We start from the raw sequence: 15,198 nt of genomic DNA, 5'->3' as shown, positions 1-15,198 counted from the left end.
TGTGGCAAGGTCAAGACATCACCCCCGGTGCAGGAGAACCTCGTCGATCCCCAGCAGCATCGAGGTCCAGCCCTTTTCGGTCTGCGGGATATACTCGGCCCATTGTGCGTCCATCTCGTGATAGAGGGTGACAACGGCACCCGATCCGTTCGGTTCGGGTTCGATAATGACGGTCACCACGGAGGGATCGTCTTCCTCACTGGGATCGGTAATCCAGGTGAAGGCGATCTTGCTGGGGCGATGCAGCGCCTTGAAGGTGCCCCAGTGGCGGGCTTCGCCATCCTCGCGCATGTCGGCATAAAGGAATTTACCACCGACGACCGGATCGATTTCGCAGGCGGTAATCTCGCCCTTAAGGCCAGATTGCTGCAACCAGGCGACCTGCCACTGCCGAACAGTGTCGGGATCGAGGAAGGCATCGTAGACGCGTTCGGGGCTGGCCTTGAAACGGTGGGTGACTTTGGCTTCGATCGTATCGGTCATCACTGGTCCTGTCGGTTGGTGAATACATCGTCGAGCGCGTCAAAGACGGTGGCCCAGGCGGCCTCGGCATCGGCGTCGCTGACGGCAGGGTCGAAGTTCTCTTCGGTCACGGTGACGGTCGTGCCGCTATCCGGCTCGGGCTGAAACAGGGCCGTCACCATCGGCGCATTGCTATTGTCGCCGTCGGGCCCGTTATCGCCCCAGCTCATTACCAGCTTCCGGTTGGGCACGATCTCGAAGAACTTGCCGTGGAGGATGGCGGTTGCGGTGCCGCCCTGGCCATCGGGATAGTCGGTCTCGAAAACGAAGCGACCACCGATGCGCGCATCGATGCGGGCACGGGTCACGCCCCAGAGCACGACTTTCTCCGGATTGAGCCAGGCGTCGAACACGCGCTCGACCGATGCGTTGAAGCGGTGCGTGACAGTGACGGAGGTCATTGCTTGGTTGCCCTGTCTGCGTCGTCCTGGGCCGTGAGCAGGTCGTCCAGCGCCTGCAGCCGGCTCTTCCAGTAGGTTTCCTGACGTTCGATCCATTCACGGGCATTGCGCAGCGGTTCAGGTTGGAAGCGCAGGATGTATTCGCGACCGGCCTTGCGACGGCTGACCAGCTCGGCGCGCTCAAGCAGTTTGATGTGCTTTGAGACCGAGTTGAGCGAAATAGTGAAGGGGGCCGCCAGTTCGGTAACCCGCGCCTCGCCCTGTGCCAGGCGCTTGAGAATGGCGCGGCGCGTCGGGTCGGCGAGGGCGATCAAGGTGTGATCGAGCTGGGCTTCGGAAGGCTGCATAATATTCATCCTTTAGGGTGAATATTGGCCGAGCGGTTGGTGTTGTCAACCCGTGCCGCCAATGGCATTGATTTGACCAAGCGGACAAAAAATCGAGGAGCAGCACATGACCCCCCATAACCACGCCAAGGCCGGTGACTATGCCGATGCCGTGCTGCTGCCGGGCGACCCGCTGCGCGCCAAGTGGATTGCCGAGACCTTTCTCGACGATGCCAAACTGGTCAATTCGGTGCGCAATTGCCTGGGCTATACCGGCACCTACAAGGGTAAGCGGGTCTCGGTGCAGGCGACGGGCATGGGGCAGCCGTCGCTGTCGATCTATGTGCATGAGCTGATCAATGTCTATGGCCTCAAGACGCTTATCCGCGTAGGCACCTGCGGCGGCCTCAACGCCAAGGTGAAGGTCCGCGACCTGATCCTGGCGCAAGCTGCGTCCACGGACAGCGCCATCGTGCGCGATCGCTTCGGGGCCTATAATTTCGCGCCGATCGCCGATTTCGGGCTGCTGCGTGCGGCCGCCGAAAAGGCCGAGGCCAAGGGCATGCGCTACCATGCCGGCAACATGCTGAGCTCTGATATTTTCTACCATGCCGACGGCTTTGCCGGTTACGACAAGCTGCCCGATCACGGCGTTATCGGCGTCGAGATGGAAGCGGCGGCGCTCTATACGCTGGCGGCGCGGTTCGGCGTCAAGGCGCTGACCATCTGCACCATGACCGATTGCCTCATCACCAAGGAAGAGATCGACGCCAATGAGCGGCAGACCTCGCTCAAGGAAATGGTGACAGTGGCGCTCGAGGTGGCGGTGGAAGCGTAAGGCGCGTCCCGCCAGCCCAGCCGCCCACGGCGTTCCCTCAGACCTGATCCAGGGGTCTTCCGCCCCTTGTGCCGGGTTGAGAGAGGCCCTCGGGTCAACCCCGAGGGAGCGCCGGTGGGTAGGAGAAATGGCGATCCATTTAGCTTTTGCGGCTGTGATGCAGTGCGCTAGAATGATCGCATGACCGTGCTCGACAAACTTGCTGGCGCCCTCGATCGCCGCGATGAACAGCCCAATGTGGACTTGGCCGAAGCCATCGTGGTGGCGAACGACAGTCCGGCGATCAAGGAACTGGCCGAGGCGGTGCGCTCGGGGCCGGCCCGGCAGGCCAGCGACGCGCTCAAGGTGCTCTATGAGGTCGGGGCGCGCCGGCCCGATTTGATCGGCGGGCAGTGCCCGGTGTTTCTCGAGGCGCTCAAGAGCAAGAACAATCGGCAGGTCTGGGGCGCGATGACGGCGCTGGACGCCGTCGCCGAGCAAAAGGCCGATCTGCTGGTGAGGGAGCTGCCGGCGATCATCGCCGCAGCCGATCGCGGTTCAGTCATCGCCAAGGATCATTGCAACTCGATCCTGATCAAGCTGGCGCGGGCCGGTTATGGTGACAAGGCCGTGCCGCTGCTGGTCGCTCGGCTCAAGGATGCCGCGCCCAACCAGCTTCCCACCTATGCCGAAGACATGGCCAGCGTCATTACGCCAGCGGCCAAGCCAGGCTTTCTCGCTGTGCTGAAGGCTCGACTGGCCGATATCGGGACCGACAGCAAGCGCAAGCGGGTCGAAAAGCTGCTGAAGAAGCTCAACGGCTGAGTTTACCTTTCGCTAACCCTATCTGTTCACCCCGGGCTAACGCCGCTGGCCAAAGCCGGGGGCCGGAAGCCGCTGTTTGGCCTATTCTAGGGGCCGAAGGTCTCGTGGGAACAGGACGGTGGCGTGGCAGCTCTGGCCGGTGCATTGAACAGAATTTGGCAAAAGCGGCCATCGCTGGGCGTGGTGGCGATCGTGATCATGGTTGGCATGATCGCGGCGATTGGCTCCGAATTCTATTACATGGCTCAGCAACAATCCACGATCAGCCGGGTGGGCGAGGAGACGCGGGCCAAACGGGTCGCCCGCCAGGCCTTGATGGAAACCAATGGTGCGGTGCTGCACGCGCTGGCAACCAGGACCTGGCAGGTCGACGCGGCACCATTCGTGCGGGCGATGGACAATGCACTCGCGCAACCGGCCAGCAGCTTTCCTGTGGAGGTGACACTCGACGGTGTCGCCGTTCAGGGTAGCGTCGCCGTCAATCTTCTCGTCGAGGGCTGGCGCGAGGTCGTCGGGCTGATCGAGGCCGGCGATTTCGAGCAGGCGCAGGCGCGTTACGAGGCACTGGCCCTGCTGACGACGTTGCGCAGCGTGGCAACCGCGTTTCACCGGGAACTGGCCGTCATCGAGCGGACCTATGAGGGGCTCAATCAGGGCATCGGGCGGTCGATGACCTTCGTGCTGTCCCTGCAGGTGCTGGCGGGGGTGGTGAGTGTGCTCGCTTTTCTCATTGCATTGCGTCGCAGCAACCGTGAGGCCAAGGCCCGAGCCACGGCCGTGGTGGCGTCCAACCAGACGCGGGTGCAGGTCGAGCGCCTGTTCGCCATGACCGATATGCTGCAGAGCGCGGGCGACCACACCGATGCCAATTCCGTACTGCGGGCAACCGCATCCGAGCTGCTGCCGCAATTCGGCATCGCGCTCTACGTCTTCAACAATTCACGCGACCGGCTGGTGCTGTCCACCGATTGGGGCGACCACGGCATAGACGAGCTGCCGACCACGGTGGCGCCGAGCCAGTGCTGGGCGCTCAAGCGCGGCAAGCCGCATATCAATGAGCCTGGCGATGGCAAGCTGTGCTGCGAGCACCATAGCGGCTCGGCGCATGTGCTGGAGCTGCCAATGGTGGCGCGCGGCGAAATTCTGGGCCTGCTGCAGGTCTATGCGGTGGGCGAGGATGGCATCGAGCGCCTGAACGAAATCTGGACGCTGGCAACAGCGCTGGGTGATGCCATGTCGCTGGCCCTGTCCAACATCATGCTGCGCGAAAAGCTCAGCAATCAGGCGCTGCGCGACGCGCTCACCGGTCTCTACAACCGCCGCTACATGGAAGACACGCTGCTCCGGTTCTCCCGCCTGGCTGAGCGCGAGAACAAGCCGCTATCGGCGATCATGATCGATCTCGACCACTTCAAGCGGCTCAATGACGAGCATGGCCATGCCATGGGCGACGCCGTGCTGCGCGATGTGGCGTCGACGCTGATCGGTTGCCTGCGCGAGAGCGACGTCGCCTGCCGCTATGGTGGCGAGGAGCTGATCGTGCTGCTGCCAAGCTGCGATATCGAGGACGCGGCCGAAAAGGCCGAGGTCATCCGCTCCCGGATCGCGGCGCTGTCGCAGACCCACAATGTGCCCGTCTCGGCCTCGCTGGGTGTCGCCACCATTCCGGTGACCTCGGCGTCGCCGGCCGAGCTGGTTGCCGCGGCCGACGCGGCGCTATATCGGGCGAAGCAGGCCGGCCGCAACCAGGTCATGTTGGCGCCCCGGCGTGGGGCGCGGACAGGTAAGACCCGCCAGGTCGACGCCGCTGCCGAAATCGTGAAGCTGGACGCGGCCGAGTAGGCAATTCGCCACCGTTCCGCCGAAAACGCCGTGCTAGTCTCCGGCTGACATCGGGGCCCGTCCGCACATGCAGCTCAAGCCGAACGCTTACCGCCTCAACGAGACCGTCAAGGGCGTCGAGACGATGACCCGCTTTGCCCTTGCCGTGCTGGCCCTGGCGTCGGGCGTCTATACCTATCTGGGGGTGCGCGGCATTCTCGATGGTTCGGCGACCTTCGTGTTTTTCGCTGCCATCATCTATTCGGCAGCGGTGTCGGTCGCCATCTACGCGTTCTGGAGCTTCATGCTCCGCTTCGCGCCGCTGGTGACGTCGGGCGTGCAGCGCATCGGGCTGTTCGTCGTCATGGCTATTGGCTGCGCCATGATCATGGCGATGAGCTCGTGGCTCAATGCCGCGGCCCTGGCCGGCTCGGCAGCCACTGAGCAGCATATGGCGGTGACGCTGCAGGGCTATGCCGAAGATCTCGACAATGCCCATGCCAATGCGCTCTCGGCGCAGAGCCTGCTCCCCGACGTGCAGCGAGCGGCCGAGCGCTTTTCGGGTCTTGCCGCCGACGAGCGGGAATCCGGCGCGCTGACCGGCACGACTGGCTCGGGCAGCGTCGTGCAATTGCTGACCCAGATGGGTACGCAGATGAACCAGCTCGCCGCCACGATTACCGGTAGCCGCGAGGACGTGGCTGCCCAGTTCGAGCAGGGCTCGGCGCGGCTGGCGACCATGCGTGAGCTGGTCTCGACGCCGGGCGCCATCGAGCCGCGCGCCGATGCCTTCCAGGCGGAGGCCGTGCAATTGACCGCCGTCATCGCCTCGCTGCAGCAGACCGGCGTCGCCGCGTCGGTGAAGCGCGCCTCGGCCGATCTCAGCGCCGGCTTCATTGCGCCGGTGGCTGATGGCAGTTCGGCCGACCTGGCCAACCGGCAGGACCAGGTGATGGAGACGGTGCGCGCTTCGGTCGCCGCCCAGTCGGCGGCGCTGAGCGCGGCGGCGGACGAGATTCTGGCGGCCCCTGCCGTCGAGCAGCGCCGCTTTGTGCCGCTCAGCAGCGCCGAAGCGGTGTTGCGCTATTGGCAGGATTTCATTCCAAGCTGGGCCGGCGCCATTTCCATCGACCTGTTGCCAGTGGTTCTGGTGCTGGTGCTGATGATCGTCAACGACGCCATGCGCAAGGATTCGGAATCGCTGGAGGAGGCCGAGAATATCACTGCGGCCGAAATGCTGCGGGCCATGGCGCTCTATCGCAAGATGGAAGCGGCGGGCATCGACGTCGCCACCGGCCAGCCAAAGCCAGCCATCGAAGCCGAGCCGGTCGACCTGCCTGAGGTGGCCGAATTGCCGCCTGAGGATGATGGGACGGTGACGCCGATCAACGCTGCGCAGCGCCAGCGGACCGATGGTCCGCGCCCGGCATGAAGAGCGATGCCAATGCCAGGGCCGATACCGATGACGGCCCGTTCTATCGCGGGGCCATCCGATGGCTGGCCGAGCTCGAAGACGGCGCCATCCTTCGCGTCGCTTTCTTTGCGCTGCTGATCGGCACCGCCTCGGTGCTCTATGTCGATTTTCGCGAGCTCACCGCCAATGAGGGCGCGGCTCTGGCCATGCCCATGCAGCCCATTTTGCCGCCGGCCTTCGACAGTCCGTCGCAAGGTCCGATGCCAAATGTAACAACTGCCCCCGATGTGCTTGACCAGCCTCTGGAAATCACGCTGGGGTCCGGTGGACAACTCATGCTAACCGGCACGTTTGACCCCGGTTCGGCCGAGCGTTTTGCCGCCGAGATTGAAGCGCGTGGTGAATACGTCCAAACTATAGTTCTCGATTCGCCCGGAGGATCGGTCGTGGATGCGCTCGCCATAGGCAGTCTGATCCATGAAAAGGGCCTTGCCACCAAGGTCGCTTCCGGGTCCCTTTGTGCCTCGTCCTGCCCTATCGTCTTTGCCTCGGGCAAGACGCGTATCGCCAGTCCGGCAGCGGCGATCGGGGTGCATCAGATCTATGCGGCGGCGCTGTCAGGCGATCCGCAAAGCGCCCTGCGTGTTGCGGGCACGGCGATGAGCGATGCGCAATCGACTACGGCGGACATCATGAGCCACCTCACCCAGACCGGCGTCGATCCGGCATTGTGGCTGCATGCGCTCGAGACCCCGCCCGACCAGCTCTATTACTTCACAGCAGAGGAGATGCAGCGTCTCAAGCTTGTTACCGAATTTGCGGAGAATTAGCCCTGACGGGCGGAACCGGTGGAGGACCGGCGCCGTTCGACTTGGTTAGAGAAGACTCTTGGAGGAGAGGCCGAATGACCCAAATTCATACCCTCACGCGCCATCGCGACATCCAGAACTGGGTGACCGATCGCCATGGTATTCCGGCAATTGCGCGGGTGCGCAACCGGTTCGGTGAGGAACGCGCCCAGCTCAAGCTGAGCTTCCAGAAACGCAGCAAGGCCCGGATGGAAAGCCAGGATGACGGCATGAGCCCATGCTCGTGGACGGCCTGGTTGGCCGAACTCGACCGGCAGCAACTGGCGCTCAAGGTCGATCTGGCGGCCGACGATTTCGAGCTGGTGGAGCGGCGCGAGGCCAACTGATAGCGGGCGGAATCCCTTCTGGGATGCCGCCAATTCAATGATCTCGGGATGGACCCGGGCCTTTGCCGGGGTGACGTCGTGCTTGTGAAGCGCTCAATTTGAGCGCCCCTCTCAAGGGCGCGCAGACCCTTGTATAAGCGTAATGCAATCCAATCGCCCCCGGTGCTCGACCGCTAGCCGCGTGGCTCCAGTCCGAAGGCTTCGGCCACCAGGGCGTAGGAGCGGCGCCGCAGTTCGTAGCTGTGGATAGTGGTGGTGATCATCACTTCGTCGGCGTCGCAGCTTTCGGCCTTTTCGGCGATGGCGGCGCGCACCGTTTCGGGCGAGCCGATGATCCAGAGCGGGGATTGATGATCGATCACCGCCTGCTGCTGGGCGGTGAGCACGCGGGCATGGGCTTCCTCGGGGCTCATCAGCTTGCGCTGCTCGCCCGTGGTGAACAGCGCCCAGCTCACCGCCTGCGACCGCGACAGGTACTGGGCTTCTTCGTCAGTGGGCGCGCAGATGACCGAGACGCAGAGCATGGTTCGTGGCTTGGGGAAGGCGTCGCTGGCCTTGAAGCCGTAGCGATAGGCCTCGAAGGCCGGGGCAGGGGGCGTGTGGCTGAAATGGGCAGCAAAGGCGTAGCCAATGCCCAATTGGCCGGCCGCCTGGGCGCTGGCGCCGGAGGAGCCGAGCAGCCACATGGGCGGCAGGCGGATGCCGCCGGGGGAGACCGGTACGCGCGAAAACGGGTGATCGGGCGGAAAGCCGTCCTCGTCGAAGGCCATCAGTTCGGCCAGGTAGGCGGAAAATTCCTCGCCGCCGCCACTGCGCAGGGCGCGCATGGCATAGCCGTCGCCGCCCGGTGCGCGGCCGAGGCCCAGATCGATGCGGCCAGGATGCAGCGCTTCGAGCGTGCGATAGGCCTCGGCGATGCGCAAAGGCGCGTGGTTGAGCAGCATGACGCCGCCGGAGCCGACGCGGATATTGCGCGTATGCGATGCAGCGCTGCCGATGAGGATTTCGGGCACTGACGAGGCGATTGAGGGCATGCCGTGATGCTCGGCATACCAGAGGCGGGTATAGCCCAGCCGGTCGGCTTCCTGTGCGAGCAGGATGGTTTCGGCCATGGCCTGGGCGGTCGAGGTGCCTTCGGCGATGGGGGCGAGATCCTGCAGGGAAAGGGCGAAGGGAGCGGCCATGGCAACGACTCTGTCTCAAGGAATTTCTTGCTGCGTTCTATCGGCAAATTGCGATGAAAGCGAGACCCGAAGCGGGATGCGGTAAGACCTCGTTCATTGCAATTTGATTCAAATCTTGCGCACGGCCGGACTGACGCCCCTCAATCGAAGATTGACGGTCCGGAGAAACAGCCATGCCCAGAATCATCGCCCGCCTTTGCATTGGCATCATGCTGCTTCTTGCCCACGCGAGCGCAGTTCAGGCACAGATGAATTTCCTGCCCGAGATCCGGGCTGGCATTTCGGCCCGCGGCGTGGATGGCGGCGGCAACCTGCTCGATCCGGGGCGGATCGGGGATGCCAATGTGGAATTGCTGTTCACCGCGCCCGACCTCAATGCCTGGACTGTCATCGGCGAGCTACGCCCGCATCTGGGCGCCACGGTGAGTTTCCGGGGGCAGGACAGCTATGCCTATGCCGGGCTGAGCTGGACCGTACAGGCGCCGGTGCTGCCTGTGTTTGTCGAGGCCAGCCTTGGTGGCGTGGCGCGCAGCGCATTGATCTCCGCGCCGCAGAACGATCCGTCGCGCAATTTCGGCTGCGCCATCGGCGTGCGCGCGGCGGGCAGCGTGGGATTGAACCTGCCGGCCGGGGCGTCGCTGATCGCCACGGTCGAGCATATGCCCGATTTTGGGGCGTGCGGGGTGGCGCGGGCCAATACCAATGTCGGGGTCAGGCTGGGGCTGCGGTTTTAGCCACTTCGCCTTGGCAACCACAATCGCTTCCCGCGGACTTGATCCGCGGGTCACTATCAGCGCGGCATGCATCCTGAGAGACCCCCGGATCAAGTCCGGGGGACGCGATTGTGGTGTGGGCAGATAGGTACCGTGAGGCCCCCTCACCCGCCTTGCTGCGCAAGTCGACCTCTCCCCCAAAGGGAGAGGTGAAGATCAGGCCGCCTGTCCGGCCGCCCAGCCCGAGGCCCAGGCCCATTGGAAATTGTAGCCGCCGAGCCAGCCGGTGACGTCGACGACTTCGCCGATGAAATAGAGCCCGGGTACCTCCCGCGCCGCCATAGTCTTGGCGTCGAGGTCGCGGGTGTCGACGCCGCCCAGTGTCACTTCGGCGGTGCGGTATCCCTCCGAGCCCACCGGTTTCAGCGTCCAGTTCTTGAGCATGGCCTCAACCGTGGCCAGTTTCTTGTCGGAAAAGTCGCCGATCATGCCGGGCATATCGAGTTCGTCGCCCAAAAGCTGTGCCAGTTTCTTGGGCAGCATGTTGCCGATCACCGTCTGGACCTGCAGCTTGGGCGTGGTCCGGCGAGCCTCGCGCAGCAGGGTGCCGGCATCCTGATTGGGCAGCAGGTCGATGCTGATGGCGTCGCCCTCGCGCCAATAGGACGAGATCTGCAGAATGGCCGGGCCGGACAATCCGCGATGGGTGAAGAGCAGCGCCTCCTCGAAGGCCGTCTTGCCGTGGCGAACGACGGCGTCGGCGGCGATGCCAGAGAGGAGCTTGAGCTTTTCCAGTGCCCCGGTCTCGAAGGTCAGCGGCACGAGGGCCGGGCGCGTTTCGGTCAGGCGCAGGCCGAATTGGGTGGCGAGCTGATAGCCGAGCCCGGTGGCGCCCATTTTGGGGATCGACTTGCCGCCGGTCGCGACGATCAGGCTCTCTGAGGTGATCGAGCTGGTCGAGAGCTGGATGGCAAAGCCGCTCTCCTCGCGGGCGACGCTCTCGACGGCCGTTTCGAGCACCAGCGTCACCCCGGCCTGGCGCATTTCGCCCAGGAGCATGGTGTTGATCTGGGTGGCGGGGCCATCGCAGAACAGTTGGCCCAGAGTCTTTTCGTGGAAGGTGATGCCGTGGCGCTGTACCAGCGCGATGAACATTTCGGGCGTGTAGCGGCTCAGGGCCGAGAGCGCGTAGCGCGGGTTGGCGCTGAGAAAGCGGTCGCGGCCCTTATCAACAGTGGCATTGATATTGGTGAAGTTGCAGCGCCCGCCGCCGGAGATGCGGATCTTCTCGCCGGCATATTTGGCGTGGTCGACAACCAGCACCGAACGGCCACGCTTGCCGGCCTCGATGGCAGCCATCATGCCGGCGGCGCCAGCGCCGAGAACGACGACGTCATAATGGGGCATGGTGGTTCCTAAATGAGCGGCGGCCGATCTCTGAGCAGACCTCACTCTGGGCTTGTCGAAGGGCGAGGTCGTTGCACCATGCGGCACGACCTCGTGGTTCGACAAGCTCACCATGAGGTCTACTGGACGTTCACGGCTCTTAGTCGAAGTGCCAGACCGTGCCAATGGTGACTTTCGAGCTGCTTGGCCCTGCAACGCCGGTCAGGCCCGGCTGACCGTCGAGACGGCCGAGCAGCAGCGCTTCGCCGCGCAGGCTCGCCTGACCCCAGAGCGCATATTCGACGCCGCCGCCAAAGGCATAGGTGCCGTCGCCCTCGGCCAGGCCGATACCGCCCGCGGCATAGGCCATGAGCCCCTGCATCGGCACGATGCCGATCCGGCCGAGCGCCAAGAGGTCCATGCCCGCATCGCCCGACGTGTCATAGTTGACGCCGACCTGGGCCTCGATACCGGCGCGGATAAAGTCGGTGGGGGCGAAATTGTAGCCGGCAAAGCCGCCCATCTCGAACCGGCTCAGATGCCAGCCCCAGCCGTAATCGTCGAAGACGTTGAAGTTGGGGTCGGTCAGCCCGCCGATATTGATACCGGCATAGAGGCCGGAGAAATTGGTGACCGGACCGGTATTGAAACTGGTGCTGGCCGGCGGGCCATCGAGCTGCCAGATGGCGCCCGAAGTGATGCGCATGGCCGAAATGGCCGGAATGTTGTTGCCGTTAGGGACCGGGCCGATCTGGCCGATGCCGGCCGCTTCGAGGCGCAGGGCCATATTGTCGGTGACCATGACTTCGGCGCCGATGCCGGCCTCGAAGGCAGTTGAATTGCCGAGATAGCCGATGCCGCCCAGGGCATAGATCAGGGTATTGTCGCCAGCCGCAAAGCCGAGCCGCGCCAGGGCCATGACGCGCACATAGGCTGAGCCGGAAAAGTCGGTGGCCAGCAGCGCCTGCACTTCGCCGCCGGCGACGACGCCTGATATGACCGGCTGATTCCAGCCGATGACGCCGCCGAATTCGGGGCGGATATCCTCGCCGCCGACATTGAAATTGTTCTTGCGGGAGGAGATGGCGCCGAGCAGCACGCCGGCATAAAGCCCCTCGAAAGCGCTGGGCGCGGTGAGTTCACTGGTCAGCTGGGGGCTGAAATAGAGTGCACTATCCTGGGCCATGGCGCCGCCGGTAAGGGCAGCCGCCATTCCAAATACAAGCAAGGATTTTGAAACACGCATCGCCAATTCCCCCGGGCACGCAGCCATTCCGGCGCGGAAGCCCTAATACCGCAACAATTTTGTCCGTTAATAGTCTCTTAGCACAAGCCTTGTTGCAAAGGCGCATCACGCTTGCGGTCCAAATTCATTGACTCTTTCCTATTTGGGCGTATGACTTCGCCTGCTTTTCAACCAAAGCAGTCATCGATGCGCAGCGTTTTCGACATTGCGGCTCTCGCAACCACCCGGCTGATGGCCGGTGGCGTCGCTATGCTCATGACCAAAACCACCAAAACCGCCTGACGCTTTTCCCCGGGTCAACTCCCCGACGGGGAGAGGCTTCAAACCGGATGGCCGCGATGGATCATCGCGCGGGGGCGGAAATGGTAAGGGACTGGAGTTCCAAAATGGGTTATCGCGTCGCTGTCGTCGGTGCCACGGGCAATGTGGGCCGGGAAGTTCTCAACATTCTGGCCGAACGCAAGTTCCCTGCCGATGAAGTCATCGCACTGGCCTCGTCCAAGTCGACCGGTCGCGAAATTTCGTATGGCGACAAGATTCTGAAGTGCAAGAATCTCGACGATTTCGATTTCAAGGGCGTCGATTTTGCCATCATGTCGGCCGGTTCGTCGGTGTCGCGCGATCTCGCGCCCCGCATTGGCGCCTCCGGCTGCATCGTCATCGATAATTCGAGCTTCTGGCGCTACGATTCGAATGTGCCGCTGATCGTGCCTGAGGTGAACGGGCATGTGCTCGATGGCTGGCTGGCCAATCCCAAGCGCACCAATATCATTGCCAATCCCAACTGCTCGACGGCGCAGCTCGTGGTGGCGCTGAAGCCCCTGCATGACTTCGCCAAGATCAAGCGCGTCGTCGTCGCCACCTACCAGTCGGTCTCCGGCGCGGGCAAGGAAGGCATTGACGAGCTGTGGAACCAGACCAAGGGCATTTTCGTCAATGACAGCCCGGGCCAGGGCAACAAGTTCCCCAAGCAGATCGCCTTCAACGTCATTCCGCATATCGACGTCTTCATGGAAGACGGCTCGACCAAGGAAGAGTGGAAGGTGATGGCCGAGACCAAGAAGATTCTCGATCCCAAGATCAAGGTGACCTGCACCGCCGTGCGCGTGCCGGTCTTTGTCGGCCATTCCGAAGCGGTCAATATCGAGTTCGAGAACCCGATTACGGCCGACGAGGCGCGCGACATCCTGCGCGAGGCGCCGGGCATTTCGGTGATCGACAAGCGCGAGCCCGGTGGCTACGCGACGCCAGTCGAGAGCGTGGGCGAATATGACACCTTCGTCAGCCGCATCCGCGAAGACAATACGATCGAGAACGGCCTCAATATCTGGGTCGTGTCGGACAATCTGCGCAAGGGCGCGGCGCTGAATACGATCCAGATCGCCGAAGAACTGATCGCCCGCGGGCTGACGGCACGCAAGGCGGCCTAGCTCGCCCTCTCCGCATTCACGGTGTCACCCCGGCGCAGGCCGGGGTCCATCCTGAGATCATCGAAAGTGGCACGATCTCAGGATGGCTTCCGGCCTGCGCCGGAATGAGAGCGCGTTTTGGCCGCATCGCTGCTGACTGGTAATCCCATGCTTTCCCTCCGCGACCTTTTCCTGGCGCTGCTCGTGGTCCTCGTCTGGGGGGTGAATTTCGTCTTCATCAAATGGGGCGTCGAAGAGGTGCCGCCGTTGCTGCTGACCGGGCTGCGCTATCTTTGCGCGGCGCTGCCGGCGGTGTTCTTCATCAGGCGGCCGCAGGTCAGGATCGGGGTTCTGGTGGTCTATGGGCTCGCCATCGGCTTTGCCCAGTTCGGCCTGCTGTTTTCGGCCATCAAGCTGGGCATGCCGGCGGGGCTGGCCTCGCTGCTCATGCAGGTGCAGGCGTTTTTCACCATTGCCCTGGCCATGGTGTTTCTCGGGGAGAAGCTCAACCGCTTCCAGGCGCTGGGCGCGCTCATCGCCATTGCCGGGATCAGCGTCATCGCCACCGAGCGCTTTGAAATCACCGCGCTGGTGCCGCTGCTGATGGTGATCCTGGCGGCATTCTTCTGGGGCGTGGCCAACATCGCCTCCAAGCGGGCCGGGCAGATCGACATGCTGAGCTTCGTTGTCTGGAGCAGCCTCGTGCCGATCGTGCCACTGTTCGCCCTGTCGCTGGTGGTCGAGGGGCCCGCCGCCATCGGCGCGGCGCTCGGCGCCATCAGCCCACGCACCATCAGCGTCGTGTTCTTCAACGCCTATATGGCGACGCTGCTTGGCTTCGGGTTGTGGAGCTATCTGCTCAAGCGCTACCCGGCCAGCCTGATCGCGCCATTTTCGCTGCTGGTGCCGGTAGCCGGCATTGCCTCGACCTACGTGCTGCTCGGCGAAGTCATCACTGCGGTGGAGGTGATCGGCAGCGTGCTGGTGTTTGCCGGGTTGATGCTCAACGTGTTCGGGCCGCGCCTATTGACCCGACGAGTGGCCTGATGCCGCTCCGCCATGTGCTGCTGGCGCTGCTGGTCGTCGCCATCTGGGGCTTCAACTTCGTCGTCATCAAGCTCAGCGTCGATGCGCTGCCGCCCTTGCTGGCGGCCGCCTTGCGGTTTTTGTGCGCCGCAGTGCCACTGGTGTTCTTCGTCAAGCCGCCGAAGATCGCCTGGCAGCTGGTCATCGCCTATGGCTTCGCCTTTGGCGTCGGACTCTATGCCTTTCTCAACCTGGCGCTGGCCTGGGGCATGCCGGCCGGCTTGAGTTCGCTGGTGCTGCAGGTGCAGGCGTTTTTCACCATGGCGCTGGCCTTCGCGCTGCTGGGTGAGCGGCCCAGCCGCTTCCAGGTCATCGGGGCGGCCATTGCCTTTGCCGGCATTGCCGTCATCGGTTCGGAGCGGCTGGGTGGGGCGGCGTGGCTGCCGCTGGTGCTGACGCTGCTGGCGGCGCTGAGCTGGGGCATGGCCAATGTGCTGACCAAGAAGGCGGGCAAGGTCGATCCGGTATCGCTGACCGTCTGGGGCGCGCTGGTGGTGCCGGTGCCCATGCTGGCCTTGTCGCTGATTTTCGAGGGGCCGCAGGCCATCGGCGCGGCTTTGGCCGGGTTCGACTGGCGCGATGCCGGGCTCATCGCCTTCCTCGCCTATCCGGCAACGCTGCTGGGCATGGCGATATGGAGTTGGCTGCTTGGCCGGCATCCGGCCTCGGTTGTGGCGCCGTTCACGCTGCTGGTGCCGATCACCGGGCTGCTATCGGGGCATCTGGTGCTGGGGGAGACCATCACGCCGGTGGAAATCGCCGGGGGTCTATTGGTCATAGCCGGGCTGGTGGTGACGCTGCTGCGCGGTAGGCCGGTGGCTAGCGGAGCTCTCTAGACGAAAAGGCCGCCCCA

At 63.8% G+C, this 15,198-nt stretch carries 16 protein-coding genes; 10 read left to right on the top strand and 6 right to left on the bottom strand.

Translation table 11 applies throughout. The annotated features are described in order from the left end of the window. Positions 1-18: 18 nt before the first annotated feature. The 3 genes from MF606_RS20335 to MF606_RS20325 are packed head-to-tail and all read right to left on the bottom strand — an operon-like array spanning position 19 to position 1,270. A complete protein-coding gene (locus MF606_RS20335) occupies positions 19-483 on the bottom strand; it encodes an SRPBCC family protein (RefSeq protein ID WP_240231145.1) in 465 nt (154 codons plus the stop codon). Next, positions 483-923 (bottom strand): SRPBCC family protein, encoded by a 441-nt coding sequence (locus MF606_RS20330; protein WP_240231144.1) that lies wholly within the window; start codon positions 921-923, stop codon positions 483-485. Before MF606_RS20330 ends, MF606_RS20335 begins: the two co-directional genes overlap by 1 nt. Further along, a complete protein-coding gene (locus tag MF606_RS20325; protein ID WP_240231143.1) occupies positions 920-1,270 on the bottom strand; it encodes an ArsR/SmtB family transcription factor in 351 nt (116 codons plus the stop codon). Before MF606_RS20325 ends, MF606_RS20330 begins: the two co-directional genes overlap by 4 nt. A gap of 106 nt (positions 1,271-1,376) precedes the next feature. Between MF606_RS20325 and deoD the strand changes: the two genes are divergently transcribed. From deoD to MF606_RS20295, 6 genes are all read left to right on the top strand, one after another. Next, positions 1,377-2,087, top strand: coding sequence for a purine-nucleoside phosphorylase (gene deoD, locus MF606_RS20320; RefSeq protein ID WP_240231142.1), 711 nt, complete (start codon positions 1,377-1,379; stop codon positions 2,085-2,087). A 180-nt stretch (positions 2,088-2,267) separates the two neighbouring features. Then, a complete protein-coding gene (locus MF606_RS20315; RefSeq protein WP_240231141.1) occupies positions 2,268-2,891 on the top strand; it encodes a hypothetical protein in 624 nt (207 codons plus the stop codon). A 123-nt stretch (positions 2,892-3,014) separates the two neighbouring features. After that, positions 3,015-4,733, top strand: a complete 1,719-nt coding sequence (locus MF606_RS20310; RefSeq protein WP_240231140.1) for a sensor domain-containing diguanylate cyclase — start codon at positions 3,015-3,017, stop codon at positions 4,731-4,733. A 67-nt stretch (positions 4,734-4,800) separates the two neighbouring features. After that, positions 4,801-6,144, top strand: coding sequence for a hypothetical protein (locus MF606_RS20305; protein ID WP_240231139.1), 1,344 nt, complete (start codon positions 4,801-4,803; stop codon positions 6,142-6,144). Continuing rightward, on the top strand, positions 6,141-6,956 hold the full coding sequence (locus tag MF606_RS20300; protein ID WP_240231138.1) for a COG3904 family protein: 816 nt from the start codon (positions 6,141-6,143) through the stop codon (positions 6,954-6,956). Before MF606_RS20305 ends, MF606_RS20300 begins: the two co-directional genes overlap by 4 nt. Before the next feature lie 74 nt (positions 6,957-7,030). After that, a complete protein-coding gene (locus MF606_RS20295; RefSeq protein WP_240231137.1) occupies positions 7,031-7,321 on the top strand; it encodes a hypothetical protein in 291 nt (96 codons plus the stop codon). 173 nt (positions 7,322-7,494) lie between these two features. Here MF606_RS20295 and MF606_RS20290 read toward each other — a convergent pair whose 3' ends face one another. After that, the gene (locus MF606_RS20290; protein ID WP_240231136.1) at positions 7,495-8,505 is read right to left on the bottom strand and encodes an LLM class flavin-dependent oxidoreductase; all 1,011 of its coding nucleotides are present in this window, start codon (positions 8,503-8,505) and stop codon (positions 7,495-7,497) included. 173 nt (positions 8,506-8,678) lie between these two features. On the opposite strand from MF606_RS20290, the gene MF606_RS20285 reads away from it, so the two are divergent. Continuing rightward, positions 8,679-9,239, top strand: coding sequence for a hypothetical protein (locus MF606_RS20285; protein ID WP_240231135.1), 561 nt, complete (start codon positions 8,679-8,681; stop codon positions 9,237-9,239). A gap of 195 nt (positions 9,240-9,434) precedes the next feature. On the opposite strand, the gene MF606_RS20280 is transcribed toward MF606_RS20285, so the two are convergent. Together MF606_RS20280 and MF606_RS20275 are read right to left on the bottom strand one after the other, a co-directional pair. Further along, on the bottom strand, positions 9,435-10,625 hold the full coding sequence (locus tag MF606_RS20280; RefSeq protein WP_240231134.1) for a BaiN/RdsA family NAD(P)/FAD-dependent oxidoreductase: 1,191 nt from the start codon (positions 10,623-10,625) through the stop codon (positions 9,435-9,437). A gap of 139 nt (positions 10,626-10,764) precedes the next feature. Continuing rightward, positions 10,765-11,850, bottom strand: coding sequence for an outer membrane protein (locus tag MF606_RS20275; protein WP_240231133.1), 1,086 nt, complete (start codon positions 11,848-11,850; stop codon positions 10,765-10,767). Positions 11,851-12,236: 386 nt separating this feature from the next. Here MF606_RS20275 and MF606_RS20270 point away from each other — a divergent pair, with 386 nt between their 5' ends. The 3 genes from MF606_RS20270 (at position 12,237) to MF606_RS20260 (ending at position 15,181) form a co-directional block, all read left to right on the top strand. Then, entirely contained in the window at positions 12,237-13,280 is a 1,044-nt protein-coding gene (locus MF606_RS20270) for an aspartate-semialdehyde dehydrogenase (protein ID WP_240231132.1), read from the top strand. A gap of 147 nt (positions 13,281-13,427) precedes the next feature. Next, a complete protein-coding gene (locus MF606_RS20265; protein WP_240233901.1) occupies positions 13,428-14,306 on the top strand; it encodes an EamA family transporter in 879 nt (292 codons plus the stop codon). Continuing rightward, the gene (locus tag MF606_RS20260) at positions 14,306-15,181 is read left to right on the top strand and encodes an EamA family transporter (protein WP_240231131.1); all 876 of its coding nucleotides are present in this window, start codon (positions 14,306-14,308) and stop codon (positions 15,179-15,181) included. Before MF606_RS20265 ends, MF606_RS20260 begins: the two co-directional genes overlap by 1 nt. The last annotated feature ends 17 nt before the right edge of the window (positions 15,182-15,198 follow it).

This window comes from Devosia lacusdianchii (assembly GCF_022429625.1).
GTDB classification, from domain to species: Bacteria; Pseudomonadota; Alphaproteobacteria; order Rhizobiales; family Devosiaceae; genus Devosia; species Devosia lacusdianchii.
This window is presented reverse-complemented; position numbering and strand designations above follow the sequence as displayed.